The organism is Bradyrhizobium genosp. P, from assembly GCF_049949265.1.
Classification (GTDB): Bacteria; Pseudomonadota; Alphaproteobacteria; order Rhizobiales; family Xanthobacteraceae; genus Bradyrhizobium.
Window position 1 is genome coordinate 4,890,640 of record NZ_CP188195.1, and the last position, 26,415, is coordinate 4,917,054.

Annotated in this window: 31 protein-coding genes and 1 pseudogene; 23 read left to right on the forward strand and 9 right to left on the reverse strand. The window is 63.4% G+C overall.

What is annotated here, in order from left to right; all coding sequences use genetic code 11:
• The first annotated feature begins 19 nt into the window (after positions 1-19).
• From nagZ to surE, 9 genes are all read left to right on the forward strand, one after another.
• Positions 20-1,042 (forward strand): beta-N-acetylhexosaminidase, encoded by a 1,023-nt coding sequence (gene nagZ / locus ACP2YO_RS23660; protein WP_426442965.1) that lies wholly within the window; start codon positions 20-22, stop codon positions 1,040-1,042.
• The gene (locus ACP2YO_RS23665) at positions 1,039-1,860 is read left to right on the forward strand and encodes a segregation and condensation protein A (RefSeq protein ID WP_426442966.1); all 822 of its coding nucleotides are present in this window, start codon (positions 1,039-1,041) and stop codon (positions 1,858-1,860) included. Before nagZ ends, ACP2YO_RS23665 begins: the two co-directional genes overlap by 4 nt.
• Positions 1,861-1,881: 21 nt before the next feature.
• Complete coding sequence (scpB, locus tag ACP2YO_RS23670; RefSeq protein ID WP_426442967.1) at positions 1,882-2,685, forward strand: SMC-Scp complex subunit ScpB; 804 nt, start codon at positions 1,882-1,884, stop codon at positions 2,683-2,685.
• A 147-nt stretch (positions 2,686-2,832) separates the two neighbouring features.
• The gene (locus ACP2YO_RS23675; protein WP_426442968.1) at positions 2,833-3,066 is read left to right on the forward strand and encodes a twin-arginine translocase TatA/TatE family subunit; all 234 of its coding nucleotides are present in this window, start codon (positions 2,833-2,835) and stop codon (positions 3,064-3,066) included.
• 159 nt (positions 3,067-3,225) lie between these two features.
• Positions 3,226-3,780 carry a Sec-independent protein translocase protein TatB gene (tatB, locus tag ACP2YO_RS23680; RefSeq protein WP_426442969.1) on the forward strand — a complete coding sequence of 185 codons (555 nt, stop codon included), beginning with the start codon at positions 3,226-3,228 and terminating at the stop codon, positions 3,778-3,780.
• Positions 3,777-4,583, forward strand: a complete 807-nt coding sequence (gene tatC / locus ACP2YO_RS23685) for a twin-arginine translocase subunit TatC (RefSeq protein ID WP_426442970.1) — start codon at positions 3,777-3,779, stop codon at positions 4,581-4,583. Before tatB ends, tatC begins: the two co-directional genes overlap by 4 nt.
• A gap of 109 nt (positions 4,584-4,692) precedes the next feature.
• Positions 4,693-6,024 (forward strand): serine--tRNA ligase, encoded by a 1,332-nt coding sequence (serS, locus tag ACP2YO_RS23690; protein ID WP_426442971.1) that lies wholly within the window; start codon positions 4,693-4,695, stop codon positions 6,022-6,024.
• A gap of 16 nt (positions 6,025-6,040) precedes the next feature.
• Complete coding sequence (locus ACP2YO_RS23695) at positions 6,041-6,751, forward strand: hypothetical protein (RefSeq protein ID WP_426442972.1); 711 nt, start codon at positions 6,041-6,043, stop codon at positions 6,749-6,751.
• Between the two features lie 64 nt (positions 6,752-6,815).
• Positions 6,816-7,583 carry a 5'/3'-nucleotidase SurE gene (gene surE / locus ACP2YO_RS23700; protein WP_426442973.1) on the forward strand — a complete coding sequence of 256 codons (768 nt, stop codon included), beginning with the start codon at positions 6,816-6,818 and terminating at the stop codon, positions 7,581-7,583.
• A gap of 51 nt (positions 7,584-7,634) precedes the next feature.
• Here surE and ACP2YO_RS23705 read toward each other — a convergent pair whose 3' ends face one another.
• Entirely contained in the window at positions 7,635-8,012 is a 378-nt protein-coding gene (locus ACP2YO_RS23705; RefSeq protein WP_426442974.1) for a response regulator, read from the reverse strand.
• A 388-nt stretch (positions 8,013-8,400) separates the two neighbouring features.
• Here ACP2YO_RS23705 and ACP2YO_RS23710 point away from each other — a divergent pair, with 388 nt between their 5' ends.
• Both ACP2YO_RS23710 and ACP2YO_RS23715 read left to right on the forward strand, forming a co-directional pair.
• Positions 8,401-9,057: a protein-L-isoaspartate(D-aspartate) O-methyltransferase gene (locus ACP2YO_RS23710; protein ID WP_426442975.1), complete on the forward strand. Its 657-nt coding sequence runs from the start codon at positions 8,401-8,403 to the stop codon at positions 9,055-9,057.
• 211 nt (positions 9,058-9,268) lie between these two features.
• Entirely contained in the window at positions 9,269-10,633 is a 1,365-nt protein-coding gene (locus ACP2YO_RS23715; protein WP_426442976.1) for a peptidoglycan DD-metalloendopeptidase family protein, read from the forward strand.
• Between the two features lie 166 nt (positions 10,634-10,799).
• On the opposite strand, the gene ACP2YO_RS23720 is transcribed toward ACP2YO_RS23715, so the two are convergent.
• Entirely contained in the window at positions 10,800-11,807 is a 1,008-nt protein-coding gene (locus ACP2YO_RS23720; protein ID WP_426442977.1) for an ATP-binding protein, read from the reverse strand.
• A 193-nt stretch (positions 11,808-12,000) separates the two neighbouring features.
• Between ACP2YO_RS23720 and yajC the strand changes: the two genes are divergently transcribed.
• Genes yajC through ACP2YO_RS23745 form a run of 5 tightly spaced genes read left to right on the forward strand, consistent with a single transcriptional unit; the run spans position 12,001 to position 16,289 of the window.
• A complete protein-coding gene (gene yajC / locus ACP2YO_RS23725; RefSeq protein ID WP_426442978.1) occupies positions 12,001-12,360 on the forward strand; it encodes a preprotein translocase subunit YajC in 360 nt (119 codons plus the stop codon).
• A 39-nt stretch (positions 12,361-12,399) separates the two neighbouring features.
• The gene (secD, locus tag ACP2YO_RS23730) at positions 12,400-14,001 is read left to right on the forward strand and encodes a protein translocase subunit SecD (protein WP_426442979.1); all 1,602 of its coding nucleotides are present in this window, start codon (positions 12,400-12,402) and stop codon (positions 13,999-14,001) included.
• A gap of 10 nt (positions 14,002-14,011) precedes the next feature.
• Entirely contained in the window at positions 14,012-15,040 is a 1,029-nt protein-coding gene (gene secF, locus ACP2YO_RS23735; protein ID WP_426442980.1) for a protein translocase subunit SecF, read from the forward strand.
• Positions 15,041-15,045: 5 nt separating this feature from the next.
• The gene (locus tag ACP2YO_RS23740) at positions 15,046-15,429 is read left to right on the forward strand and encodes an Mth938-like domain-containing protein (RefSeq protein WP_426442981.1); all 384 of its coding nucleotides are present in this window, start codon (positions 15,046-15,048) and stop codon (positions 15,427-15,429) included.
• On the forward strand, positions 15,426-16,289 hold the full coding sequence (locus ACP2YO_RS23745) for a phytoene/squalene synthase family protein (RefSeq protein WP_426442982.1): 864 nt from the start codon (positions 15,426-15,428) through the stop codon (positions 16,287-16,289). The genes ACP2YO_RS23740 and ACP2YO_RS23745 overlap by 4 nt, the downstream gene beginning before the upstream one ends.
• 1 nt (position 16,290) lies before the next feature.
• Here ACP2YO_RS23745 and ACP2YO_RS23750 read toward each other — a convergent pair whose 3' ends face one another.
• The 4 genes from ACP2YO_RS23750 to ACP2YO_RS23765 form a co-directional block, all read right to left on the reverse strand.
• Positions 16,291-16,575 carry a DUF1488 family protein gene (locus ACP2YO_RS23750; RefSeq protein WP_426442983.1) on the reverse strand — a complete coding sequence of 95 codons (285 nt, stop codon included), beginning with the start codon at positions 16,573-16,575 and terminating at the stop codon, positions 16,291-16,293.
• A gap of 81 nt (positions 16,576-16,656) precedes the next feature.
• A complete protein-coding gene (locus tag ACP2YO_RS23755) occupies positions 16,657-17,760 on the reverse strand; it encodes a serine/threonine protein kinase (RefSeq protein WP_426442984.1) in 1,104 nt (367 codons plus the stop codon).
• A 5-nt stretch (positions 17,761-17,765) separates the two neighbouring features.
• Positions 17,766-19,199 (reverse strand): methylenetetrahydrofolate--tRNA-(uracil(54)-C(5))-methyltransferase (FADH(2)-oxidizing) TrmFO, encoded by a 1,434-nt coding sequence (gene trmFO, locus ACP2YO_RS23760; protein ID WP_426442985.1) that lies wholly within the window; start codon positions 19,197-19,199, stop codon positions 17,766-17,768.
• A gap of 111 nt (positions 19,200-19,310) precedes the next feature.
• The gene (locus ACP2YO_RS23765; RefSeq protein WP_016846063.1) at positions 19,311-19,463 is read right to left on the reverse strand and encodes a DUF1127 domain-containing protein; all 153 of its coding nucleotides are present in this window, start codon (positions 19,461-19,463) and stop codon (positions 19,311-19,313) included.
• A gap of 850 nt (positions 19,464-20,313) precedes the next feature.
• Between ACP2YO_RS23765 and ACP2YO_RS23770 the strand changes: the two genes are divergently transcribed.
• Complete coding sequence (locus ACP2YO_RS23770) at positions 20,314-20,577, forward strand: hypothetical protein (RefSeq protein WP_426442986.1); 264 nt, start codon at positions 20,314-20,316, stop codon at positions 20,575-20,577.
• 57 nt (positions 20,578-20,634) lie between these two features.
• Here ACP2YO_RS23770 and ACP2YO_RS23775 read toward each other — a convergent pair whose 3' ends face one another.
• Positions 20,635-21,450: a lytic murein transglycosylase gene (locus tag ACP2YO_RS23775; RefSeq protein WP_426442987.1), complete on the reverse strand. Its 816-nt coding sequence runs from the start codon at positions 21,448-21,450 to the stop codon at positions 20,635-20,637.
• A gap of 257 nt (positions 21,451-21,707) precedes the next feature.
• Positions 21,708-22,619, reverse strand: coding sequence for a DUF2189 domain-containing protein (locus ACP2YO_RS23780; protein WP_426442988.1), 912 nt, complete (start codon positions 22,617-22,619; stop codon positions 21,708-21,710).
• A 294-nt stretch (positions 22,620-22,913) separates the two neighbouring features.
• Between ACP2YO_RS23780 and ACP2YO_RS23785 the strand changes: the two genes are divergently transcribed.
• A complete protein-coding gene (locus ACP2YO_RS23785) occupies positions 22,914-23,330 on the forward strand; it encodes a DUF3597 domain-containing protein (RefSeq protein WP_426442989.1) in 417 nt (138 codons plus the stop codon).
• A gap of 99 nt (positions 23,331-23,429) precedes the next feature.
• Entirely contained in the window at positions 23,430-24,221 is a 792-nt protein-coding gene (locus ACP2YO_RS23790; RefSeq protein WP_426442990.1) for a fumarylacetoacetate hydrolase family protein, read from the forward strand.
• 74 nt (positions 24,222-24,295) lie between these two features.
• On the opposite strand, the gene ACP2YO_RS23795 is transcribed toward ACP2YO_RS23790, so the two are convergent.
• Positions 24,296-24,568 carry a GNAT family N-acetyltransferase gene (locus ACP2YO_RS23795; RefSeq protein WP_426442991.1) on the reverse strand — a complete coding sequence of 91 codons (273 nt, stop codon included), beginning with the start codon at positions 24,566-24,568 and terminating at the stop codon, positions 24,296-24,298.
• A gap of 52 nt (positions 24,569-24,620) precedes the next feature.
• Between ACP2YO_RS23795 and ACP2YO_RS23800 the strand changes: the two are divergent.
• The 4 genes and pseudogenes from ACP2YO_RS23800 to ACP2YO_RS23815 all read left to right on the forward strand — a co-directional run.
• A pseudogene (locus tag ACP2YO_RS23800) lies at positions 24,621-24,719 on the forward strand (hypothetical protein); the annotation flags it as partial.
• 3 nt (positions 24,720-24,722) lie between these two features.
• Positions 24,723-25,316: a tetratricopeptide repeat protein gene (locus tag ACP2YO_RS23805; protein ID WP_426443298.1), complete on the forward strand. Its 594-nt coding sequence runs from the start codon at positions 24,723-24,725 to the stop codon at positions 25,314-25,316.
• Between the two features lie 183 nt (positions 25,317-25,499).
• Positions 25,500-25,628, forward strand: coding sequence for a hypothetical protein (locus tag ACP2YO_RS23810; protein ID WP_426442992.1), 129 nt, complete (start codon positions 25,500-25,502; stop codon positions 25,626-25,628).
• A gap of 201 nt (positions 25,629-25,829) precedes the next feature.
• Positions 25,830-26,231 carry an SPW repeat protein gene (locus ACP2YO_RS23815; RefSeq protein ID WP_426442993.1) on the forward strand — a complete coding sequence of 134 codons (402 nt, stop codon included), beginning with the start codon at positions 25,830-25,832 and terminating at the stop codon, positions 26,229-26,231.
• The last annotated feature ends 184 nt before the right edge of the window (positions 26,232-26,415 follow it).

The following is a 26,415-nucleotide window of genomic DNA, read 5'->3' on the forward strand; positions in this document are numbered from 1 at the left end:
ATGCGGCCTAATCGGCCGTATGGCGAACCGCGCATTCATAACGGGCATATCGGGACTGGTTCTCAACGACGCCGAGCGCGAATTCCTGCGCGCCGAGCGCCCATGGGGTTTTATCCTGTTCAAGCGCAACATCGAGACGCCGGAACAAGTCTCTGCTCTCGTTGGGGAACTCAGAAGCACGACCGGCGATGCCGATGCGCCGGTCCTGATCGACCAGGAAGGCGGCCGGGTGCAGCGGCTGGGGCCGCCGCACTGGCCGGCCTATCCGCCCGGCGCGAGCTTCAGTGCGCTCTACGACATCGACCCGAGCCTAGGTAAGACCGCGGCCCGGCTGAGTTCCCGCCTGATCGCGGCCGACCTGATCGATCTCGGAATTACCGTCGATTGTCTGCCTCTGGCGGATGTTCCCGTCGCCGGGGCCGATGCGGTGATTGGCAACCGGGCTTATGGAACCGAGCCGGGCAAAGTCGCTGCCATCAGCCGGGCGGTCACCGAGGGGCTCGATCAGGGCGGTGTGCTGCCCGTCCTCAAGCATATCCCCGGTCATGGAAGGGCCACGGCGGACAGCCATTTTCGGCTTCCGACGGTCGATACCGCCAGATCCGAGCTGGAATTGACCGATTTTGCCGCGTTCCAGCCGCTAGCGGACCTGCCGATGGCGATGACCGCACATGTTGTGTTTAGCGCGCTGGACCCCGCCCATCCGGCGACGACTTCTGCGACAATCATCGAGCAGGTGATTCGCGGCGTGATTGGCTTCCAAGGTTTGTTGATGAGTGATGACGTGTCGATGAATGCGCTGGCCGGATCGGTCGCCGAGCGGACCCGGGCCATCATTGCCGCCGGTTGCGACATGGTCCTGCACTGTAACGGCAATATCGACGAAATGCGCGAGGTCGCGCGCGAGACGCCGGAATTGACCGGCATGGCGCTTGAGCGTGCCAACCAGGCGCTGGCCGCGCGGAAGCCGCCGCAGCCGCTCGACCGGCAGGCGGCACGGGCGGAACTGGACGCGTTGATGGATCGGGTAAGGACGGCATGACCGCTGAAATTCTATCGTTCGAGACCGGGCGGCCGGCCGACCTTGCGGAGGGCGAGCCGTCGCTCGTGGTCGACGTCGAGGGCTATGAGGGGCCGCTCGACCTGCTGTTGACGCTGGCGCGGCAGCAGAAGGTCGACCTGTCGAAGATATCGATCCTCGCGCTCGCCGATCAGTACCTCTCGTTCATCGAGGCTGCTCGCAAGATCCGCCTCGAACTGGCTGCCGACTATCTCGTGATGGCGGCGTGGCTTGCGTACCTGAAGTCGCGGCTGCTGTTGCCGGAACCGCCGAGCGCGGAGGGGCCGAGCGCCGAGGAGATGGCAACTGCGCTTGCCAACCGGCTGCGCCGGCTGGAGGCGATCCGCGAGGCGGCGAACCGGCTGATGAACCGGCAGCAGTTCCAGCGCGATATTTTTCCGCGCGGCAATCCCGAATCGATTGCGGAAATCCGCCATCCCAAATTCACCGCAACGCTGTACGACCTGCTGTCGGCCTATGCGACCCAGCGGCAGTCGCGCGTGCTCACCACGGTGCATCTGGCCAGGCGGACCGTGTGGTCGCTCGCCGAAGCGCGCGCCTCGCTGGAGCGGTTGGTCGGCATCGCCGAGGACTGGAGCTGCCTCGACGAGTACCTGATGAATTACGTCGCCGATCCCACGCAGAAAGCGACGGTCTTCGCATCGAGCTTCGCTGCGGCGCTTGAGATGGTTCGCGAAGGCGAGATGGAGATCAATCAGAAGCAGGCGTTCGCGCCGATCTATTTCCGAAAGCGTCCAGCGCAAGCCGCGATGGCTGCTCCGGACCTTTCGGTTGAGTAAGTGCAAGAAGGAGAGCAAGCCATGGCAAGCCTGGCGGAAAAGCGCGTAGAAGAGACCGAGGAGGTTCCTCCGGCGGATCCGATGGCGCGTCCCGAAGAATTGCGGCTGCTGGAAGCCTTGCTGTTCGCTTCGGCCGAGCCGATCGAGCAGGCGGCGCTGGCCAAGCGGATGCCCGAAGGCGTCGACATCAAGCTGGCGCTGGCGCAGTTGCAGGCGGAATACGCGCCGCGCGGCGTCAATCTGGTTCGCGTCGCCAACAAGTGGACGTTTCGCACCGCCGGCGATCTGTCATGGCTGATGACGCGGGAGAGCACCGAGACCCGCAAGCTGTCACGCGCCGCGATCGAGGTGCTCGCGATCATCGCCTATCACCAGCCGGTGACGCGCGCCGAGATCGAGGAGATCCGCGGCGTCGTCACATCGAAGGGAACCATCGACGTGCTGCTGGAGACCGGCTGGATCCGCCCCCGCGGCCGCCGCAAGACTCCGGGCCGTCCGCTGACGTTCGGGACTACGGACGGGTTCCTGTCGCAGTTCAGCCTGGAGGCGCTCGGCGACTTGCCAGGACTCGAAGAGCTGAAGGGCACCGGTCTGCTCGACTCGCGCTTGCCCACGGGCTTCAGCGTTCCGTCGCCGTCAGATGACGCGGCGCTGCGCGAGGACGAGGAACCGCTCGAGCCCGGCGACACGCTGGAACTGCTGCTCGCGCCTGCGGCCGAGCCGGAAGCCGCCGAGCCTGAGGCCTCCGCGCCGGAAGGCTCTGAGCCTGAAGCCAGCAGCAGCGACGAGGGCGGTGAGGTCGGGTCTGAAGAGAAGGGCGAATAGCCCGAAATATTCCCGGTTAAGGCTAGCAATATTACGTAGCCGCGACAGCGATTTGCCGCGGCTGAGGTCCTTGTTTTTGACACCCCGCGGGCCTACCTTCCGGCTAAGTTCAGGTCGGTTCGCCGGCCATTTCTGGAGGTTTGCAGGATGGGTTCGCTTAGCATTTGGCACTGGATCGTCGTGATCGCAGTGGTCCTGCTGCTGTTCGGGCGCGGCAAGATTTCGGACCTCATGGGTGACGTGGCCCAGGGCATCAAGGCTTTCAAGAAGGGCATGCAGGACGACGACAAGGTCGCCGACAAGCCCGAGCCCGCCAAGGCCATCGATCACAATGCGGCGCCGTCGGCCGTGCGTCAGGATGTCGGTAGCAAGGCCGTCTAAGGCCGTTGCGCTGACGCTCATTTCGACGTTTTTGTTCGCGCGGAACGGTGACGCCGTCGCTTGAAAGCGCTATGGACGCCGGTTGGGAAAAAGCACCGGCAGCCCCAAATCCTGTTAGGAGGAATGGGGTCGTTACGGCGCGCTTAGGCGGAAGATTTCATGTTCGATATCGGGTGGAGTGAACTGGTCGTCATCGCGGTCGTCGCGCTGATCGCCATCGGCCCGAAAGAACTGCCGGGCGTGCTGCGCATGGTCGGGCAATGGATGGGCAAGGCCCGCAAGATGGCCGCCGAATTCCAGGGCCAGTTCCAGGAAGCCATGCGCGAGGCCGAAATGGCCGACCTCAAGAAGAGCTTTGACGAGGTCAGGGAAGCCGCAACCGGCATCACCAGCGGGAATATCATGACCTCGCTACAAAAGGACGTCAGCGACTCCCTGCAGATCGACAAGCCCGTCGATGCGCAAGTAGCCTCCGCGATCAATGCGCCAGTAACATCGGCAGGCGATGCGCCGGTGACGTCAAGCGACGCACCGGTGACGCCGACGACACCGGCCGCGCCGACGCCGGAAACCTTCGTCGAGGCCGAGAGCCACGCTGCGACCAGCGAACCGCTTGCGATCACCCATGAGGTGCAGCCGGCGGCGCAGGATGTGACGCCGGAGCAGCCCCATCCTGTTGAACCTGAAGTGCTCAAGGACGCGAGAGCGTCATGAGCGCCGAAGACATCGAGGCCAGCAAGGCCCCCTTGATGGATCATTTGATCGAGCTGCGCTCGCGGCTGATCAAGGCGCTGCTCGGCTTCGGCATAGCCTTCATCTTCTGCTTCTTCTTTGCGACGCAGATCTACAACATCCTGGTGTGGCCGTTCGTCTGGGTGGCGGGGCCGGAGAATTCGAAGTTCATCTACACGGCGCTGCTGGAATATTTCATCACCAAATTGAAGCTGTCGCTGTTCGGCGCCGGATTCATTTCGTTTCCCATCGTGGCAACCCAGATCTACAAATTCGTGGCGCCTGGCCTCTACAAGCACGAGCGCGGCGCGTTCCTGCCGTATCTGATTGCGACCCCGTTCTTCTTCGTGCTCGGCTCGATGCTGGTCTATTTCGTGGTGTTGCCGATGCTGGTGCGGTTCTCGCTCGGCATGCAGCAGACCGCCGGTCCGGAAACCGCGCAAATCCAGTTGCTGCCCAAGGTCGGCGAATATCTGTCGCTGACGATGTCGCTGATCTTCGCCTTTGGCATCGCGTTCCAGCTTCCGGTGATCCTGACGCTGCTCGGGCGGATCGGTATCGTCACTTCGAAGATGCTGAAAGAGAAGCGGCGGTATTTCATCGTGGTCGCCTTCATCATCGCGGCCGTGCTGACCCCGCCCGACGTGCTGAGCCAGGCCTCGCTCGCGATCCCGCTGCTCGCGCTCTACGAGGGCTCGATCATCTCCGTCCGCATGGTGGAGAAGAAGGCCGCCGCCGCGGCTGCCGCGTCGGGCGCCCCGCCTGCGGCGGATCCGGCCGAGTAGCGATTATCCGTCATGCCCGGGCTTGTCCCGGGCATCCGCGTCTTTTACAGACCATGGAAGCAAGACGTGGATGGCCGGGATAAACCCGGCCATGACGGGAAAATGATCCATGCACGACATCAAAGCGATCCGCGACAACCCAGACGCCTTCGACGCCGGCCTGAAGCGCCGCGGACTCGGGGCCTTGTCGCCGTCGCTGCTCGCGATCGACGAGCGGCGCCGTGCTGCGATCCTGGCGTCCGAGCAGGCGCAGGCGCGCCGCAACGCGGCGTCGAAGGAGATCGGCGACGCCAAGAAGGCTAAAGACGAGGCGCGCGCGGCGAAGCTGATGGCTGAAGTCGCCGAGCTGAAGACCACGATGCCGGAGCTCGAGTCGGCGGCGAAGACCGCGGACGAGGAACTCGCGAAGGAATTGTCCGCGATTCCAAATCTACCGCTCGACGAAGTGCCTGATGGTACCGACGAGCATGGCAACGTCCAGCACCACGTCTTCGGCAAGGCGCGCGAGTACGGCTTCGCCACCAAGCCGCATGACGATCTCGGAGGCGCGCTCGGCGATATGGATTTCGAGGTGGCGGCGAAATTGTCCGGCGCGCGCTTCGTCGTACTCAAGCGAGGCCTGGCGCGGCTGGAGCGTGCGATTGGACAATTCATGCTCGATCTGCATACGAATGAGCACGCCTACACCGAGATCAATCCGCCGCTCCTGGTGCGCGATGCCGTGATGTTCGGCACCGGGCAATTACCGAAATTCGAGGACGACCAGTTCTGGGCAGTCAGTGGCGAGTTGTTCGCGAAGCCAAACGCCGACCTGCGCAGTGCGCGCCTTGGTCTCATTCCGACCGCCGAAGTATCGCTGACCAATCTCGTCCGCGAGTCGATCGTCGACGACAAGGAGCTGCCGATGCGGCTCACGGCGCTGACGCCGTGCTTCCGCGCCGAGGCCGGTGCCGCCGGCCGCGACACCCGCGGCATGATCCGCCAGCACCAGTTCACCAAGGTCGAGCTGGTCTCGATCACGACACCAGAGACCAGCAAGGACGAGCATGAGCGCATGCTGGCCTGCGCCGAGGAAGTGCTGCGCCGTCTCGACCTGCACTACCGCGTGATGACGCTGTGTGCCGGCGACATGGGATTTTCGGCGCAGAAGACCTACGACATCGAGGTGTGGATGCCGGGGCAGGGCGACGGCGGCGCCTATCGCGAGATCTCGAGCTGCTCGGTGTGCGGCGATTTCCAGGCGCGCCGCATGGATGCGCGCTATCGCGGACCCGACGGCAAGCCGCGTTTCGTGCACACGCTGAACGGCTCCGGCACGGCGGTCGGGCGCGCTTTGATCGCTGTCATGGAGACCTATCAGCAGCAGGATGGTTCGATCGCGGTGCCCGATGTGCTGCAGCCCTATATGGGCGGGCTCAAGGTCATCGAGCGCGGCATGTAAGACGAGGGCCAGTGCGATGCCATTCCACCGTGACATCCACTGGCTTGGCCGCCAATGGGCCGTCACGGGGCACGGGCTGCAACTGATCAATCAGAAGCAGATGGGCTACTACGACATTGAGGTTTCCAGGTTGTGGGAAGCCGGCCTGGTCCAGTCGATGCAGGGCAAGGCGTGGATCGACCGGCCGGACTTCGACAAGGCGCTCGAAGTGGCGCGGGCGAGGTTTTCCGATGTTGCGCCCGACGGAGAAGCATTGCCTTTTGCGCCCGTTGCACCTCCGCCGCTCCCAGCCGCCTCGCTCGCGAAAAGAGCTACCGTCGAGCTGCCGCCATCAGTACCCGCGCTCGAGGACCTGCTGGCGAAGCTTAAGTCGAGATCGGCTCCGATCGCGCCGACGGCGAAGCCAACGGAAGACGTCCGCACTGAGCTGCCCAAATCCGAACCTCCTAACATCGAACCTCCCAAACCCGAGCCGCCGAAAGCCGAACTTCCCAAGCCCGCGCCGGCCGAACCTGAGCCCGCCAAGCCAACACCATCAGACCCGGCCCCGTTACCCCCAGCCGTCCTTGCGGCACGGCCTGCCGATCCGGCGTCCGCAGAGCGACCAAAGCCAACCTGGCCGGTATTCGACTGCAAGATTGCCGGCCGCGCCATGTTCGTCCGCCCCTGGCGCGCGAAATTGACGCGCTGGCACAGGAATCTGCCGGGTTTGCCTCCGCGCCCCTAGCCGGTTAAGACGGCGTGAGGGTCAAGAAAACCGCGTCGAATCAGAACAAAAGGCACGTTGACGGATGCGAATTCTCTGCACCAATGATGACGGCATCAACGCACCTGGCCTCAAGGTCATCGAGGAGATTGCGCGGGCCTTGTCGGATGACGTCTGGATCGTCGCGCCTGAACTCGACCAATCCGGCGTCTCGCATTCGCTGTCGCTGAACGATCCGCTGCGCCTGCGCGAAGTCGGTCCGCAGCATTTCGCGGTGCGCGGCACGCCGACCGACTGCGTGATCATGGGCGCGCGCCACATCCTCGGCGAGAAGCTGCCCGATCTCGTGCTGAGCGGCGTCAACAAGGGCCGCAACGTCGCGGAAGACGTCGTCTATTCAGGTACCATCGCCGGCGCGCTGGAAGGCACGATCCTCGGCTTTCCATCGTTCGCGCTCTCCCAGGAATTCAGCCTGGGGACGCGCGACAAGCCGCTGTGGGAGACCGCGCTGAAATTCGGCCCCGACATCCTGCGCAAGGCGCTCGATGCCGGCATCCCGAAGAACACGGTCGTCAACGTCAACTTCCCGTCCTGCATGCCCGACGAGGTCAAGGGCATCCGGGTCACGCGGCAGGGCAAGCGCAATCTCGGCTTTCTCAAGATCGACCGCCGGCACGACGGTCGCGGCAATCCGTATTTCTGGATCGGCTTCGAACGCGCCGCGATGCTGGATACGCCAGCGGAGGGCACCGATCTCGCCGCGCTCGCCGCCCGCTACGTCTCGGTGACGCCGCTGCGGCTCGACCGCACCGACGAGGTGTTCGCGGAGACGCTGGCGACAACGCTGAAGTGACCTTGTAGCCCGGATCTCGCTCCGCTCCATCCGGGCGGGTTGCGAAATGACCTAAACCGGTGCGCCCTTCATGACGCTGGCAATCACTTGTGCCAGCGTTTCCAGTTGGAACGGCTTCTGCAGCGCCGGGCGGTCGCGATATTCCGGCGGCAGGCCGGAGGAGCCGTAGCCGGTCGCGAAAATGAAGGGGCGGTTGCGTGCGTTGATCAGCTCGGCGACCGGAGTGATCACCTTGCCGTTGACATTGACGTCGAGGATCGCGAGGTCGAAATCGGTGGACTGTGCGAGCTTGACCGCTTCGCCGATTTCTCCGGCTTCGGCGGCGACGCTGTGGCCGAGTTCTTCCAGCATGTCGGCGACCATCATCCGGATCATGACCTCGTCTTCCACGAGGAAAACTGAACAGCCCGCCGGCCGTATCGCTGTCATGATAGAATCCTTGCCCTTCCCGGAACCAAGCTTGCAAATAACATCAAAAGGCGCAACGCAAACGTTGGGGAATTGCCGCATTTCCAAGCGCGCGGCTGCGAATCGTTCTATCGCCTCATTGGCCTCTTTTGAGCACGATTACGGTCGAGGGCCGGTAGCGGTTTCGATGCCAGCGGGAGCCCCCGCGGCTTTGCGTCATGCTTGGGCTTTGATCGCGCCGCCCCTGCCGGTCATATGGGGGGCAGTCGCCAAGGCGGCAACAAGAAACACGGGCTTCGGTTCCGAGTCGGGAACAGAAATGACGGGAAATTTTTCCTTAACGCGACATTTCGAAATCGCGTGGCATGAAGCTGTCTGAGAAACCTGCATTTACTGCCTCGAGATGCTGATGAGCACGGCTGTGAACCCGGATCCGCCCGAGAAAATGATGTTTCAGCTCACCCTGCGGCGGCGGGGGATCAGCGACCAGGCCGTGTTGCGGACCATGGAAGAGGTGCCGCGCGAGGTCTTCGTCGAGGCGCACGACCGCGCCTTTGCCTATCGGGACAGTGCGCTGGCGATCGCTTGCGGGCAGACCATCAGCCAGCCCTTCGTCGTCGCCTACATGACCGAGCAGTTGCAGCTCCAAAAGGGCCACCGGGTGCTCGAGATCGGTACCGGCTCCGGCTATCAGGCCGCCATCCTGTCCCGGCTGTGCAAGCAGGTGCTGACCGTCGAGCGTTACCGGACGCTCGCCGACAGCGCCCGCAAGCGGCTCGAAAATCTCGGCTATTTCAACGTCGAGGTGCTGCTCGGGGACGGCTACGACGTGCCGGCCGGTGCCGGCGATTTCGATCGCATCATCGTCACCGCGGCGATGGAGCAGATCCCGGACAAGCTCACGCGGCGGCTCGATCCCGGCGGAGTCCTGATTGCGCCGGTCGGGCCGCATCAGGGCATCCAGACGCTCGTCCGCGTGGTCAGGACGGAGAGCGGATTCGACCGCAAGGGTCTGGTCGATGTGCGCTTCGTGCCGGCACTGCCGGGGATCGCGCGCGAGCTTTAGAGCGTTTTCGAGCGAAGTGGACGCCGGTTCGCGTGAAGAAAACGCGTCAAAACAATAAACCTAGAGCTTCGATTCTGATTCAATCAGAACCGAAGCTCTGGGATCGCGGATTGCCGCTTGCCGCCAACGCCTTATTCGCAGGGGTTAAGCGCTTATTTACTCGACACGTGTTTACTCAAAACGGTCTTTTGTTGCGTACGAGTGAGTAACCATGTCAGGTATTGTCGAGTTGCTTCGCTCGCGTCGCGTGCCGCAAGTGGCGGTGCTGGCGCTGATGTCTTTTGCCTTTGCCGGCTGCAGCGCCGACATGTCGTCGCGCTTCTCCCAAAACTCCTACTCGCAGAATCCTTTCGCGCTTGATCCGCAGCCGACCGGTGCGGTGCAGCAGCCGCAGGAACGTCGTGAGCTACCGCAATATGCGCGGCCGCAGCAGCAATATTCGCAGTATCCGCAGTATCAATCGCAGCCGTTGCCGCCGCCGGTGTCGGCGCCGCAATCCTATCCGGTCGCCGGTAGCGGCATGTCCGGAGGAGGGCGCGGGCTTGCATCCTACGCTCCGCCGCCGGCGCGTCCGCAGCTCGAATCCACCGGCACCGTTCCGCATTCGGTCGCCGCTGCCCGCAGCGGTACCACCATCATCGTGGGCACCAGCGATACGCTGGAGATAATTTCCAGGCGCTACAACGTGTCGACCGCCGAGATCCTGCACGCCAACGGCTACAAGGGGCCGCGCGCGCTCTCGCCGGGTCAGCAGCTGATCATTCCGCATCCGATGGCAACGGCGGCTGCCGTACCCGCTGCGGCTCCGCCGGTCGCCAGGCCGGTTGCCGTGGCGGCCGTCACGCCTCCCGGCGTCCACTACGTCAACCGAGGTGACACGCTGCACAGCATCGCGCATCAGCACCATATCTCGGCGGCCGAACTGGCGCATGCCAACAACCTCGATCTGTCGGCCCGGCTCAGCCCCGGCATGAAGCTCAGGGTGCCCGGTGCAAAGACCGCGGCAGCTGCACCTGCGGCGCCCGTCGCGCAAGCTGTTGCTATGGTGCCCGCGCCGGTCGCGGCTGCGTCGAAAGTGGTTGCCAGCGCGCAACCGCAGCAGAGCGCGCGTCTGGTCCAGCCGACCGCGAGTGTCGAACAGCCGGTCGCCGCCGCAGAGACGCCGGCGCCCAAGGCAGCGGAAACGACAAGCGGGCTGCCGACCTTCCGCTGGCCGGTGCGCGGCAAGGTCATCACCGCCTACGGTTCCAAGACCAACGGCAAGGTCAATGACGGCATCAATGTCGCGGTGCCCGAGGGCACGCCGGTCAAAGCTGCCGAAGACGGCGTTGTCGCCTATTCGGGCAACGAGCTGAAAGGTTACGGCAACCTCGTTCTGGTTCGCCATCCCAATGGCTATGTCACGGCCTATGCGCATGCGAGCGAGCTGTTGGTGAAGCGTGGCGACACCATCAAGCGTGGCCAGGTGATCGCCAAGTCGGGTCAGTCCGGCGAGGTCAGTTCGCCACAGCTCCACTTCGAGATCCGCAAGGGCTCGTCGCCGCAGGATCCGTTGCAGTTCCTCAACGGCGCGTGAGCCGAGCGGAATCGACACCATTGCTGAAGACTGTCATCGCCCGGCTTGTTGTCTTGTCCGGGCGATCCAGTATTCCAGAGACCTTCGTTTGAGCCGAGACGCCGCGGCGTACTGGATCCTCTGCTTTCGCGGAGGATGACAATTGTGGGCTCGGAAGCGCGTCGGGCTACTTCCCGTCCAGCCGCACGCCGAGCCGCCCCGCCAGCTCCTGCGTGAATTGCCAGGCGACCCGGCCGGAGCGCGAGCCGCGGGTGGTCGACCATTCCAGCGCCTCGCGCTCGAGCGCATCCTCGGCAAGCGTAATGCCGAAATGGTCGCAATAGCCCTTCACCATCGCGAGGTACTCGTCCTGGCTGCAGCGATGGAAGCCGAGCCAAAGGCCGAAGCGGTCCGACAGCGAGACCTTCTCCTCGACTGCTTCGCCTGGATTGATCGCGGTCGAACGTTCGTTCTCGATCATCTCGCGCGCCAGCAGGTGCCGCCGATTCGACGTCGCGTAGAGGATAACGTTGTCGGGACGGCCCTCGATGCCACCCTCCAGCACCGCCTTCAGCGATTTGTAGGAGGCATCGTTGCCGTCGAAGGAGAGGTCGTCGCAGAACACGATGAAGCGGAATGAGGAGCTGCGCAAAAGCTCCATCAAGCCGGGCAGGCTCTCGATGTCCTCGCGGTGGATCTCGATCAGCTTCAGCCGGTCGGCGGGTTTTCGGTTGGCGTTGAGGCTGGCATGCGCGGCCTTCACCAGCGACGACTTGCCCATGCCGCGCGCGCCCCACAATAGCGCGTTGTTGGCGGGAAGGCCGTTGGCGAAGCGCTCGGTATTCTCCATCAGGATGTCGCGCATCCGGTCGACGCCCTTGAGCAGGCCGATCTCGACGCGGCTGACGCGCGGCACGGGGGCGAGACGCCCATCCGGATGCCAGACAAAGGCGTCGGCTGCGCCGAACAATTCGGCGGAATTCGGGATCGGGGAGGCGGCTGCGAGGTGGCCGGCAATGGTTTCGAGTGCGGCGGCAATCCGCTCGGCGGTCGCGCCGTCGAGCGCCTTTGCCGGGCGTTTTGTCGCGGCGTTGGTTGGCCTCTTGGCGGCGGCCTTGAAGGTAGCCTTGGAGGTAGCCTTGGAGGTAGTTTTGCTGGTTGTTTTCTCGACTGTTTTCTTGGCTTTTTTCGGCATTTTTCCAGTTCCTGACGGCGCAGGCTTATCGGGCTGGCGCTCCTCTCGCAAGCGCCCTAAATGAGGGGCTGTTAACGTTGCAATTGGGACCGCGGCCGCTATAGTCCGCGCGAATTTGCCCGGACCGCCATACCGCCTGAGGGGCCACCCAGGCACTGCCGGTTCTTCCCCGTCTTACTCGAGGATTGTCCGAATGCTGATTACTCCTGCGTTTGCCCAGGCTGCTGGAGGCGGCAGCGACACCAACAGCATGTTGATGTCGTTGCTGCCGTTCGCGCTGATCTTCGTCATCATGTACTTCCTGATTCTGCGGCCGCAGCAGAAGAAGGTGAAGGACCACTCCGAGCTCGTAAAAAACATCCGCCGCGGTGACACGGTGGTCACCACGGGCGGTCTCGTCGGCAAGGTTACCAAGGTGGTCGACGACGACCAGATCGAGTTCGAGATCTCGGACGGCGTCCGCGTGCGGCAGATGCGGCAGATGATTTCGGGCGTGCGCGCCAAGGGCGAGCCGGCGAAGGGCGATGCCAAGGACGAGGCGTCGGCGAGCTGATCGCCACGCCGCCCTTATTGGAATCTGACGGGTAACTCGATGTTGTATTTCACACGGTGGAAGGCGCTGGCGATCGTTCTGACGGCGCTGGTGGTCTGCCTGTGCGCCGTTCCGAACTTCTTCCCGGAAGCGCAGGTCAAGACCTGGCCCGCCTGGGCGCAGCGGCGCCTCGTACTTGGCCTCGACCTGCAGGGCGGCTCGTATCTGCTGCTCGAGGTCGACTCCAACTATGTCAAGAAGGAGAAGCTCGACCAGGTCCGCGACGATGTACGGCGGGTGCTGCGCGAAGCCAAGATCGGCTACACCGGCCTCAACGTGCGCAATGACGCGGTTGAGGTGCGGATCTCCAGGGACACCGAACAGGCGAACGCGCTTGCGAAGCTTCGCGAACTGTCGCAGCCGCTCGGCGGGCTGCTTGGCTCGAGCGGCCAGCGCAGCCTCGAGGTCTCCGACGCCGGCGGCGGCGTTATCCGCCTCGCCGTGCCGCAGGCCGCGATCACCGAGCGTATCCGCCAGACCATCGAGCAATCGATCCAGATCGTGGAGAAGCGCGTCAACCAGCTTGGCACCGTCGAGCCGGTGATCCAGCGTCAGGGCACTGATCGCATTCTGGTGCAGGTGCCGGGACTGCAGGATCCGACGCGCCTGAAGGAGTTGCTCGGCAAGACCGCAAAGATGGAATTCCGGATGGTCGACACATCGGTGCCGCCGGATCAGGTCCTGCAAGGCCCGGTACCGCCGGATTCCGAGCGGTTGATGAGCGCGTCGTCGCCGAAGATTCCCTACATCGTCAAGAAGCAGGTCCTGGTCTCCGGCGGAGAGCTGTCCAACGCGCAACCCGGATTCGACCAACGCACGGGTGAGGCGATCGTCAGCTTCCAGTTCAACTCGTCGGGGGCGCGCAAGTTCGCCCAGGCGACATCGGAGAATGTCGGCCAGCCGTTTGCGATCGTGCTCGACAATGAGGTGATTTCCGCGCCGGTGATCCGCGAACCGATCACGGCCGGCTCGGGCCAGATCTCCGGCAGCTTTAATGTGCAGTCGGCCAACGACCTGGCGATCCTGATGCGCGCCGGCGCGCTGCCGGCGCCGCTGACAGTCATCGAGGAGCGGACGGTTGGTCCGGGCCTGGGGCAAGACTCGATCGAGAAGGGCGAGCTTGCGGCCTATGTCGGCTCGATCCTGGTCATCGTGTTCATGCTCCTGACCTATCGCCTGTTCGGCGTGTTCGCCAACATCGCGGTTGCCATCAACGTCGCCATGATCTTCGGCCTGCTGTCGTTGCTCAACGCGACGCTGACGCTGCCCGGTATCGCCGGCATCGTGCTCACCGTCGGCATCGCGGTCGACTCCAACGTGCTGATCTATGAGCGCATCCGCGAGGAATTGCGCGGCGGGCGCAACGCGATCTCGGCGATCGACGCCGGCTTCAAGCGGGCGCTGGCGACCATCCTCGACTCCAACATCACCACCTTCATCGCTGCCGCAGTGCTGTTCTATATCGGCACCGGACCGGTGCGCGGCTTCGCCGTGACGCTCGGCATCGGCATCATCACCACGGTGTTCACCGCCTTCACCTTGACACGCCTGATCGTCGCCGGGTGGGTGCGCTGGAAGCGGCCGCAAACCGTGCCGATCTGAGAGGCCCATTGTGACTCATCTCGTTCTCATCGGCCTTGGCATCCTGATTGCCGTGCTGACCGTGGTCGCCGTATTCGGCCTGCTGCCGTCGCTGCGCATCGTGCCCGACGTTACGCATTTCGACTTCACGCGCTTTCGCCGGATCAGCTTCCCGATCTCGGCGCTGCTCTCGATCGCCGCGATCACGCTGTTCTTCACCCACGGCCTGAATTTCGGCATCGACTTCAAGGGCGGTACGCTCATGGAAGTACGGGCCAAGTCCGGCGATGCCGACATCGCCGCAATGCGCGGGACCTTGAGTAGTCTCGGCCTCGGCGAGGTCCAGTTGCAGCAGTTCGGCGGTCCGTCCGAAGTTCTGATCCGCGTTGCCGAACAGCCCGGCGGCGACGCCGCGCAGCAGGAGGCGGTGCAGAAGGTCCGCGGCGCACTCGGCGATTCCGTCGACTACCGCCGCGTCGAAGTGGTAGGTCCGCGCGTCTCCGGCGAGCTGCTTGCCTACGGCATGCTTGGGCTGATGCTCGCGATCGTTAGCATCCTGATCTACCTCTGGTTCCGCTTCGAATGGCAGTTCGCGCTCGGCGCCATGATCGCCAACGTCCACGACATCGTGCTGACCATCGGCTTCATGTCGATTTCGCAGGTCGATTTCGACCTCACCAGCATCGCGGCCTTGCTGACGATTCTCGGCTATTCGCTCAACGACACCGTCGTCATCTATGACCGTATTCGAGAAATGTTGCGGCGCTACAAGAAGATGCCGATGCCGGAGCTCCTGAACGAATCGATCAATTCGACACTGTCGCGCTCGATCATCACCCACGTCACCGTGACCCTCGCGCTACTCGCGCTGTTGCTGTTCGGTGGCAACGCGATCCACAGCTTTACCGCGGTGATGATGTTCGGCGTGGTGCTGGTCGGCACCTACACCTCGATCTTCATCGCTGCGCCGATCCTGATCTATCTCGGCGTCGGCTCAGTCCGGGGCGATGCTCCGGAGGAGCCGGAGAAGAAGCGGAACGCGGCAGCCAAGAAGAAGTAGTCGACATGCCCAATCCCTCGGACGCTCCACATCTTCCGAGGTCGGCGCCGATCGAAGCCTACGGCAAGGGAGGCTTCGCGTTTGCCGATATGTCGCATCGCGGCTCGCTGCTGTGCCTGCCGGACGCGATCTGGGCCTGGCCGGTGACGAATCCGCAGGAGATCGACCGATACTCACTGGAACGCGTGTTCGCGGCTGCCAATGCGATCGATACGCTGATCGTCGGCACCGGCACCGAGGTCTGGGTGCCACCGAAAGCACTGCGCGAGGCTTTGCGGGCGGTGAGGGTGGTGCTGGATCCCATGCAGACCGGTCCTGCGATCCGGACCTATAACGTCATGCTGGGCGAGCGGCGGCGCGTGGCGGCCGCGTTGATCGCGGTGCCATGAGCACCATCGAGGCGTCGAAGGACAGCGCGGCCTTCTGTGCCGATCTGGTGCGGACCCATGATTTCGTGCGCTATGCGTCGACCCTGTTTATGCCCGGCCCGGAACGCCGCGCGCTGCTGTCGATCTATGCCTTCAACGTCGAGATATCGCGGGTCCATGAGCAGGTGAGCCAGCCACTGCCCGGCGAGTTGCGGCTGCAATGGTGGACCGACATGCTGGCCGGGGCCGGCCACGGCGGCGTCGAAGGCAATCCGGTCGCGGCCGAACTGTTGCAGTCGATCCGCAAGCACCGCCTGCCGGTGGAGGCGCTGTCGCGCGTGATCGAGGAACACCAGTTCGATCTCTACAATGATCCGATGCCGTCGATGGCCGCGCTCGAGGGCTACCTCACCGACACGGATGCGGCGCTGTTCTCGCTTGCCGCGCGGGTGGTGGTGCGGCCGTCGGAGGAGATCGAGCATCTGGCGCGACATGCCGGCCTCGCGCAGGGGATGATGCGGGTGATCGCGACCCTGGGACGGGATGCCTCGCGGCAACAGCTCTTTCTGCCGCTACAACTCCTCCAGCAGCACGGCAGCAGCACCGAAGAGGTGTTTGCCGGCAAGCAGACGCCCAATATCCGCGCCGCCGTCGATCAACTGATGGGTGAGGCGAAGGAGCATCTCCAGACAGCCGTCACGCTGCTTGCGGACGTCCCGCCCGAGGTGAGACCGATCTTTCTGCCGCTCGCCCATGTCAGGCGCGAACTGAACCTGATGGCGCGAGCCGACCTCGATCCGTTCCTTCCGAAACCGGCCTCGCGTCTACGCATCTTGTGGACGTTGTGGCGCGCCTCGCGGGCGAAGCAGTTCGGCGGCTAATCTAGCCCTGCCGCTTCGGAATGTGCTTGGTGAAGATCCGGATCGTCGCACCCTTGACCACCGGGCCGCTGTCAAAGAGGTCGGATGCGATCGCCTCGATGACGTCGCGCAACGCGACGAACTGCCCCTGGCGTGCAATGCTCGGTGTTCCCCGCGTGCCGGCCAATTCGTCCATCGCGGCATCGCTGATCTGGCATTCGACCGTCTGATCGCCGTACAGCATGGTGAACCCGAACGCCATCCGTTCGGAATCGTATCCCCCGATACGGCCACGAGTCAGTGGCATCAAACGAGTCCCTTGAGCGCGCTCCCCATCACGAGATTGAAGCCTCGAGGCACGTTTGTCGAGTGCCGTGACGTCTTCGTTCTAGCGTGACACGTGGTCCATCTCGGCCACTTCGAAATTGAAGCGATCGCGCAGATTCTTGCGCTGTTCCAGAATGTCCTTGAGGAATTCGCGGTCCGCATCGCTGCGCATCATCGGCTCGATCAGGTCGATCTGATTCATGGCGACGAGCTGCAGGATTTCGGTGCGTGGCTTGCCGGCCGCATCGCGCGGCAAGGCGTGCACCACCTGGATGTGTTCGGGCGGCTTGACGCCTTTGGCTACGGAAAGCTCGTTGCGCAGCGTCTTCTCCAGTTCGGCCTGGTCGGCCTCGACAAAGGCGTAAAGCCCGACACCGACACGACGGTCCGCAAAGGCGACGATCGCGGTGTCGCGCACATCAGGGTTCCTGCGGATCAGATCGATCAGCACCGGGGCGTCGTTGACCAGCCGTCGGCCGCCGCCTTCCCGGTCGGTGAAATTGAAGATGCCCCGCGTGATCGCCTGGTAGACCTTCTTGCCGGTCTTGAGCCAGATGCTGGCGACCGCCGACTTCTTGGCGAGGACCTTGCGCTCTTTCGGCGTCAGCGCGTCGGGCGCATAGCTGCGCTTGTGTTTCAGCAGATGGCGCAGATCCTCATAGGCCGCGATGCGGAACAGTCGGCTTCGGCGCTTGAAGCAGGCGGCGAGTTGGAAGTCGGTCAGATAGGCCCGGCCGTCGCGGCCGACCAGCCAGTTCTGTTCCTTGGCCAGATCGTTGTGGCAGATGCCGGCGCGATGCAGCTTGCGCAGCGCTGTCTTGGCCGAGCGAAAATAGGCGACGTCGCCATGCGGCCTGGCCAGATGCAGCGCGGCGCCGTCGATGAAGCCGCGCACCAGCGCTCGCCTGCCGGCCCATAATAGCTTCGGGCCGACGTCGAGATCGCGCGCCAGCGTCAGCGCGTGGCGCTCGCGCGAGAACAGGTGCAGCGCCAGAGCGAACGACCAGAACGGCACTTGATCAAGCCGGCGCAGGACGCCGTCGACCACGCCATCATCGCCGCGGAAGCGGCCGCGTTCGACGGTCGAGAACACGTCGCGCTTGAGCAGGACGCCCTGGCTCCATCGCGCCGAGAGCGTGGCAGCGTCGTCTTTCGGCAGGCTCATGGGACTCAGGCCGCCGCTGCAACGCGCAGGTGATCTGCGATCCAGTGGTCGAGATCGGCGAGCGCCCGCGCGCTGATCGCCTGCCTCCTGGCAATGGTCTTCTCGTTGCCGCGCAGCCGCGAGCCGTCCGGTTTCTTGGTCGGCGGATTGGCGAGCGGCGGGAACAGGCCGAAATTGATGTTCATCGGCTGAAACGAGCGCGGGCCGGCCTCGATCGTCTCGATGTGACCGCCGGTGATGTGGCCGAGCAGGGCGCCCAGCGCGGTCGTGGCCGGCGGCAGCGTCAGGGACAAATCGCGCGCATCCGCGGCGGCGCAGAGCCCCGCGAGCAGCCCGATGCTGGCCGATTCGACATAGCCCTCGCAGCCGGTCATCTGCCCGGCGAAGCGCAGCCGCGGTTGCGCGCGCAGGCGCAATTGGGTGTCGAGCAGCTTCGGTGAATTCAGGAAGGTGTTGCGATGCAGGCCGCCGAGGCGCGCGAATTCCGCCTTCTCGAGGCCCGGGATGGTACGGAACACGCGCTGCTGGGCGCCATGCTTCAGCTTTGTCTGGAAGCCGACGATGTTGTAGAGCGTGCCGAGCTTGTTGTCCTGGCGGAGCTGAACGATCGCATAAGGCTTCACGGTCGGATTGTGCGGGTTGGTCAGCCCGACCGGCTTCATCGGTCCGTGCCGCAGCGTCTCCGGGCCGCGCTCGGCCATCACCTCGACCGGCAGGCAGCCGTCGAAATAGGGCGTGTTGGTCTCCCACTCCTTGAAGTCGACCTTTTCGCCGTCGAGCAGCGCGGCGACGAAGCCGTCATACTGCTCCTTGGTCATCGGACAATTGATGTAGTCGGCGCCTGTGCCGCCGGGGCCGACCTTATCGTAGCGCGACTGAAACCAGGCCACCGACATGTCGATGGAATCCCGATGCACGATCGGCGCGATCGCGTCGAAGAACGCCAGCGCGTTCTCATCGGTCAGTTGCCGGATCGCATCCGCCAGCGGCGCCGAGGTGAGGGGGCCGGTCGCGACGATCACGTTCGGCCAATCGGCCGGCGGCAGGCCGGCGATTTCCTCGCGGCTGATCTCGATCAGCGGATGGTCGTTCAGCGTCTTGGTGACGGCGGCGGAGAAGCCGTCGCGGTCGACCGCCAGCGCGCCGCCGGCAGGCACCTGGTTGGCATCGGCCGAGCGCATGATCAGCGAGCCCAGGCGCCGCATTTCGGCGTGCAGCAGACCAACAGCGTTGTTAGCGGCGTCGTCAGAGCGAAACGAGTTCGAGCAGACCAGCTCGGCGCAGGCCTCGGTGCGGTGCGCTTCCGTCATCCGAACCGGGCGCATCTCGTGCAGGACGACGCGGATGCCGGAATTGGCGAGTTGCCAGGCGGCTTCCGAGCCGGCGAGACCCGCGCCCACGATGTGCACGGGTTGGGAGGAGGAAATATGAGGTGTCATCGCGCAGCGTTAGCGCGTTTTGATGCCGTATGCATCTGAAACTGAGCCGGAAACGATAACGCCCGCTGTGAGGAGCGGGCGTTATCCGTCGATCAGATGGCCGACGAGCGATCAGCCGTTGTAGGTGCCGGCTGCAACGCGCGGAATGTCCGAGCGATCGAGGCCAATATCGGCCAGTTCGCGATCGCTGAGCTGGGACAATTCGCTGACGTTGCGCTGATAGTCCCGGAAGGCCTGGATCATGCGGATGAGCGAGAGCAGCATTGGTAGTCTCCTAGCAGTTCCGATTCAGCTCTTCCAAGAGCCTCATCGTTGAAGTGAATATAGATGATATACCGCAGTGCAGTAGTTCCGATGTTGCGGTGCAGCTAATCTCAAAACGCATGACTGAGTAAGTTTTGATTAACCTTTTGGCGCGCACCTCGGACGGCGCGCGGCGTGGGTCTAACCGTTGCCGGAATGCGGCAACAAAGTCCGCATAATCATCAGCTTAATGCAAAAATGGCCTGACGCTCTTCTGGCTCCGAAATGGTAATTGGAAACCGGGAGATCAAGGGCCGAATGTTACGCTGCGCTGCACCAGCTACGACCGGCCTCCATGCGCAATTCACATGCAAACCTTATTCTAACAATGAAATTATATTCAATACATGGCGGCTGATTCGATTCCAACGAGCCCACATGCTGGAGCTGGGCGAAGGGCGCGATCCTGATCAAGCCATTGACAGACGCAGCGTCGCCTCTCGGCTGCCGGGGCGGTCGAGCGTCACCCGCGTGATCGTGGAGAGCGATGCGTCATATGGTCGAGCCGGCATCTCCCGGCGTGTTGCCTTGTCGAGATGACCTATCGCCCAGGGTGCATTGTTTGATGCTGCAACTACGAACCAATCTCCGCTGAACCGAAGTGCATTGCAGCATGTACATCGATGCGATCGGATTCCTTACCAACGCGTAATGAAAAAGCGACGTAACGCATGCGCGAATTGCGCGCAGCGCTCATCACATTCGCATCGCGCGAATTTCATTCCGAACGCCGAGAGGAACAGCGAATAATTGCGTCGCAGATTCCGCAATCACGCGGGTTTCTGTTCAAGAATAAAAGATGGAAAATTCCATGATCAAAACATTGATCGGCGCAGCTGCAATGGCTGCCGTTGCTTACTCCGCCGTTCCCGTACAGGCAGCCCATATGGGCGTCGGCTGCAGCGGCCCCAACCTCGGCAAGACCGAGGCCGCAGTGGAAGCTATGCCTGACACTGAAGTCAAATTTGCGGCGGAGAAGGAAATCTCTCTTGCTCAGGACGCGATGCTGAACGGCAAGTGGGGCGCCTGTGGTGCACACCTCAGCAAAGCTGCGCAGGAAAGCGTGGCCAAGTAAGCCATTGTTCATGGCGATAGGGGCCGGTCGCCTGGGGCGATCGGCCCTTTGTTTTGCTTATGGCGCGTGGGCGAGCTGCGTGGCGAAATAGCCGATGGTTTTCGCGTAGACCTCGCTCTTGTTCCACTGCTGGATCACCGCAAAGTTCTCGCTGCCGGGCCCCCAATCCTTGCCTGGCTTCCAGCCATAGCTTTTCAAGAAATTTGCGGTCGAGGCCAGTACGTCGGGCACGTTGTGCAGCAGATCGCGTTTGCCATTGCCGTCGAAGTCGACTGCGAACTTGATGTAGGACGACGGCATGAACTGGGTCTGGCCGATCTCGCCGGCCCAGGCACCACGCATCTCCTGCGGCGCGAGATCGCCGCGCTCGATGATGCGCAGCGCATCCATCATCTCGGCCTTGAACATGTCGGAGCGGCGGCAGTCATAGGCCAGCGTTGCCAGCGACCGCATGGTCGGAAACTTGCCGGTGTTGACGCCGAAATCGGTCTCCAGCCCCCAGATCGCAACGAGGATTTCTCCCGGTACGCCGTAGGCTTCCTCGATCCGCGACAGCACCGAGCCGTATTGCTTCATCATGTTCGAGCCGCGAGTCATGCGCGGCGGCACCATGCGGCCCGAGAACTGCTCGAAGGTCTGGCTGAAGACCTGCTGCGAGTGGTCGCGCGCAAGGATAGCCTTGTCCTGGGTGACGCCATTGAGGCCGGCCTGGATCGCGTTTTGCGAAATGCCCTTGGCGGCGGCCTCCTTCTTGAAATCATCGAGCCAGGCCTCGAATGTCCCCGTGCCGCAAGGGGCGGCCAGCGCCGGCGCCGTCGATGCCAGCAGCCACGCGCCGAGGATGAGGGTGCGATAGGTAAAGCGAGAAGTCATATGGCCGTTCACTCCGGAGCCCGCGATGTCATCGACATTGGTCGCGGAACCCGGCCGGTATGTTCGTGGCAACAGCGGCCAAAACAAGGCTGGTGTCCGTGACGTCGATCGCTGAAGCATAGCAAATGCCGCGCGATTCACATCGGCTTTGCGCATCGACTTTGACTGGCGGACCGGACCACCGGAACGGCAAACCGCCGGCCGAGGATCGGCCGGCGGTGCTCTTGGATTTGAACTTGCTCAATCGCGACCGATATTCACTCGCGATCGCTACGCCGCCACGGGAACAGGTTGGCCGGGAAATCGGCGGCAGGCTTGCGGACGCGCGGTTGTGGAATGAACGGCTGCGCATTGGGGTCCTTGACGATGACCTCGCGATAGAGATGCCAGGTGGCGTGGCCCAGTAAGGGGATCACGACCGCAAGCCCGAGGAAGAACGGAATCGTTCCCAGCAAGAGCAGCCCCGCCACGATGAGGCCCCATGCCGCCATCGGCACCGGATTCTGTGCAACCACGCGCATCGACGTCACCATCGCCTCTCCGGCACCGGCCTGGCGGTCGAGCATCATCGGGAAGGCGACCACGCTGATGCAAAGCGCCACGAGCGCGAACAGGAAGCCGACGCCGCAGCCAACCAGGATCAGCCACACGCCTTGCTGGGTGCTCAGGATGCGCTCTGCGAAATCGGGAATGTTGGCGGCGGTCTCGTAGCCGAACACCGCGGTGTAGATCGCTTGAGCCGTGGCGATCCAGGTCACGAACAGCGCGAACAAGAGAGTGCCGACCCCGAGCATCGCGCCGAAGGACGGCGAGCGGAACACCTCCATGGCATCCCATGCGGAAGCTTCCTCGCCGTTCTCGCGGCGACGGCTCAACTCGTAGAGGCCGAGTGCGGCAAACGGGCCGAGCAGGGCAAAGCCCGCGGCCAACGGAAACAGCAGGGGCAGCACGGAATAGCCGTGCACCGTGCGTGCGAGCACGAGGCCGAGCACGGGATAAATCACGCACAGGATGATGGCGTGGCTTGGCACCGCCTTGAAGTCTTCCCAGCCGAGACGCAGCGCTTGGTGCAAGTCGGACAGGCCGATGGTGCGGATAATGGGCGCAGACGCGGCGCCGCCTCCGCTCTGAGTCCTCGATGTGACATTGCCTTGATATGGAGTGGCCATGGTCGTTGTCTCCCTCTGGACGGCCGCATTTTTTTGCGCCCGGCGTTCGGGCACAAACGTGCCGTTTCTTGAAGCGATCACGATCAGGCCAGACGCGAAAGACAGAGCAGGGAACCGGCCGTGTCGCGAACTGAACGGCCAAGGTACTCTCAAACCGCACCGAAAGCACTCACGCTTAGGTGAATGTCGCATTGGCAAGGTATGGAGGGAGCTATACACTTGAACCGCGACCGCGGTCAGGCGTCCCAGCGCCGTCTGGCCTTCACATCTTCTCAAGTCCTGTGGGAGCGAACGATGAGTATTTTCGGAAAAATCATGAGCGCGATCTTCGGCGGCAGCGCCAGCGCTACGTCTGCAGGCGGAGCGGCCACGAGCACAGCTGCCGCCGGCGGATCGTCCTCCGCCAGCGCATCGTCGTCTCCCGCCGCCGCGCCGGCTGCGGCGCCCGGACAGACCGTTGACGTTGCTCCCATCCTCGACGCGGCCGTCGCCGCCAAGAAGGAGAAGTTGGAGTGGCGGACCTCGATCGTCGACCTGATGAAGGCGCTCGACATCGATTCCAGCCTCTCCGCGCGCAAGGAGCTCGCCCATGAGCTCGGCTACACCGGCGACACCAGTGATTCCGCCAGCATGAACATCTGGCTGCACAAGCAGGTGATGGCCAAGCTCGCCGCCAATGGTGGCAAGCTGCCGGCTGATATCAAGCACTGATAAAACATCCGTCGAAATGATGAGGGTCCGCGTCGGCGCGGGCCCTTTTTTATGCGCCGGTGCCCCTCTATAGAGCGGCAAATAATGAGGAGAACGCCCATGACCGATCTCGATCGTCGGACGATACTGGCGACCGGCGCCCTGACATTCGCCGGCGCGGTCGCGCATTCCGCGCCGGCAGAGGCGCAGCCCGCGCCGAAGGCGATGTTTCCGGTGCCGGCGACGACGATCCCGATCGTCGGCGAGACCGAGGTGTTCCAGGTCCGCCGTATCTACTGCATCGGCCGCAACTACGCAGCGCATGCGATCGAACGCGGCTCCGATCCGACCCGAGAGCCGCCGTTCTTCTTCCAGAAACCGACCGACGCCATCCAGAATGTCGCCGTCGGCACGGTCGCCGATCATCCGTATCCGTCGCTGACCAAGAACTATCACCACGAGGTCGAGCTGGTGGCAGCGCTGAAGTCCGGCGGCACCAACATCCCGCCCGAGACGGCGCTCGATCACGTCTACGGCTACACGCTCGGTCTCGACATGACGCGGCGCGATTTGCAGAACGGCATGGCCGCCGAGAAGAAGCCGTGGGAGATCGGCAAGAGTTTTGACCACGCCGCGGTACTTGGGCCGATCCATCCGGCAAGCAAGACCGGTCACTTCACCAAGGGCGCGATCTCGCTCACGGTCAACGGCACGGTGCGGCAGAGCTCGGACCTGAAGAGCATGATTTGGAGCGTTGCTGAGCAGATTGCCAAACTGTCCGAGGCGTTCGAGCTCAAGGCCGGCGACATCATCTATTCCGGTACGCCGGAAAATGTCGGACCGGTCGTCAAGGGCGACGTACTGCTCTGCAAGCTCGACGGCCTGCCCGACATGTCGATCCGGATCGTCTGACGGGCAGGGCGATAGAGCGTTTTCGAGCGAAGTGGATACCGGTTCGCGTGAAGAAAACGCGTCAAAACAAGAGTCTACCCCGCCAGATCCGCGTATTCCGGATGCTTGTCCAGGTAGTCCACCACGAATCCGCAGCCGGCGATCACCCTGTGGCCGTCGGCGCGGATCAGCTCCAGCGCTCCCTTGACCAGCTCCGATGCGACGCCACGGCCGCGCAGGGCCGGCGGTGTTTCGGTATGGGTGATGATGACAGCCGACGGTGTCAGCCGGTAATTCGCAAAGGCCATGCCGCCCTCGGTGTCGAGTTCGAAGCGGTGTTGAGCCTTGTTGTCGCGGACGGCAGCCATCGCAATATCCCGGTTGATTCAGTTTCCCCGATGTAAGCGCGTGAACCGGCCGGTGCAAAGCCGCGACCAACCCGCAAATCAGCATCCACCTTACGCCTGCGCCTACAGCAATCGCGGTCGCGTCTACGCCTTCAAGCGAGATCTGGATCATGCGATGGCCGATTACGACGAGGCCATTCGCGTCGATCCGACCTACGCGCTCGCGTACAATAATCGCGGCGACGCTTGGCTCAACAAGGGCGATCTCGACCATGCGCTGGCCGACTTCGATCTCGCGATCAAGTACGATCCGAAGCTTGCGACCGCCTACGGCAATCGCGGCTTCGTCTATTTTCGCAAGCGCGACACGGACCATGCGATCGCCGACTACACGACGGAAATTGAGCTCCAGCCCAATGCGCTCGCTTATATCAACCGCGGCAACGTCTACCGTGATATCAAGCAGCTTGACCGCGCCGCTGCCGACTATGGCGAGGCGGCGAGGATCGCGCCGACGGACCCGCGTGGCTGGCGCAACCGCGGCCTGATCCGCCTCTATCAGGACGATGCCAAGGGCGGCGTCGCCGATTACGACAAAGCGCTGCAATACGACCCGAGCGACGCCTATTCCTGGAGCAACCGCGGCCTGGCCAAGATGCAGCTCGGCGACAAGCAGGGCGCAGCGGCTGATTTCCGCAAGGCGCTCGAGCTGCACCCCGATTTGCAGACCGCGCAAGAGGCGCTGGCGCGCATCGGGGCGTCGCGCTAGCAAAAAGGTCTCCAGACGATCCCGTTTTTCGCGAACTCCGTGAGCATGCCGCGGATCGACCAAGGTTCGCCGTCGCTGGCGCCCTTGATGTCGTCGTTCATCTGTATCAGGTGCGGTGCTTCTAGACGGGAATGCGTGCCTGCCCCATGGTGAACCCAGCGGCAACATCGCCTGGAGGAAAGCATGTCCAATGAAAAAGGCCCCAACATCAAGAAAAAGCAGAAATGCAAGAATTGCGAGGGCAAGGGCCTTTTGAAGAAGGGTGACAAGGTGGTGAAGTGCCAGCGTTGCAAGGGGACGGGCGTGCGCTAACGGCACCGTCCTGATGCCGGGCCTCTCGATCGCGACCGCGCCGCCGCCGTCACTGCATCGCACACACAGGGCCTTGCAGCCCGATACGGTTCGACTAACCTTGATCCCGGACATACGCCCCCGCTGCGGCCGGACGGTCGTCTGATACGGAGTGTGGCTGCCGGCGGCCGACGTATGCCTCTGCTTGGGAGGAGGACCAGCATGTCGGACAATCGTTTCTTCAACACGCACCGCCCCTGGGAGGATTGGTTCGGCATGCTGCTCGGCCTGCTGATCATGGTCTCGCCCTGGTTTCCGATCCAGGTGAGCGACGTCGTCGATCTCGAACGCAGCCACCTGATCCTCAACAGCTTCGTGGTCGGCATGCTAGTGTTGGGCCTCGCCCAGCTCGAATATGTCGCGCTGCACCGCTGGCAGGAGGTGGCGAGCATCCTGCTTGGGCTCTGGCTGATCGCATCGCCCTTCGTCCTCGGCTATTCCGCTGACCAAATGCTGCAGCTCTGGCACATCGCGCTCGGCGCGCTCGTTGTCGTCGTCGGTGCGTTGCAGCTCTGGCAGGACTGGAACCTGAGCGAGCAGGAGCTCGCCAAGCATTCGCAGTAGCTTTGCTCCGTGCAGGGGCGGTTTACCGCGGCCGGCATCAGGCAGGCCTTGCGGGAGCCTGCGGCTTGGCGATAAACCGGGTCGCACGATCCCCTTTGCGGCGCTTGAAGACGCCCGGTTCTGACCAAGGAAACATGTGATGACCGTCCTGACCATGCCCAGTGTGTTGCGCGTATCGGCGGGA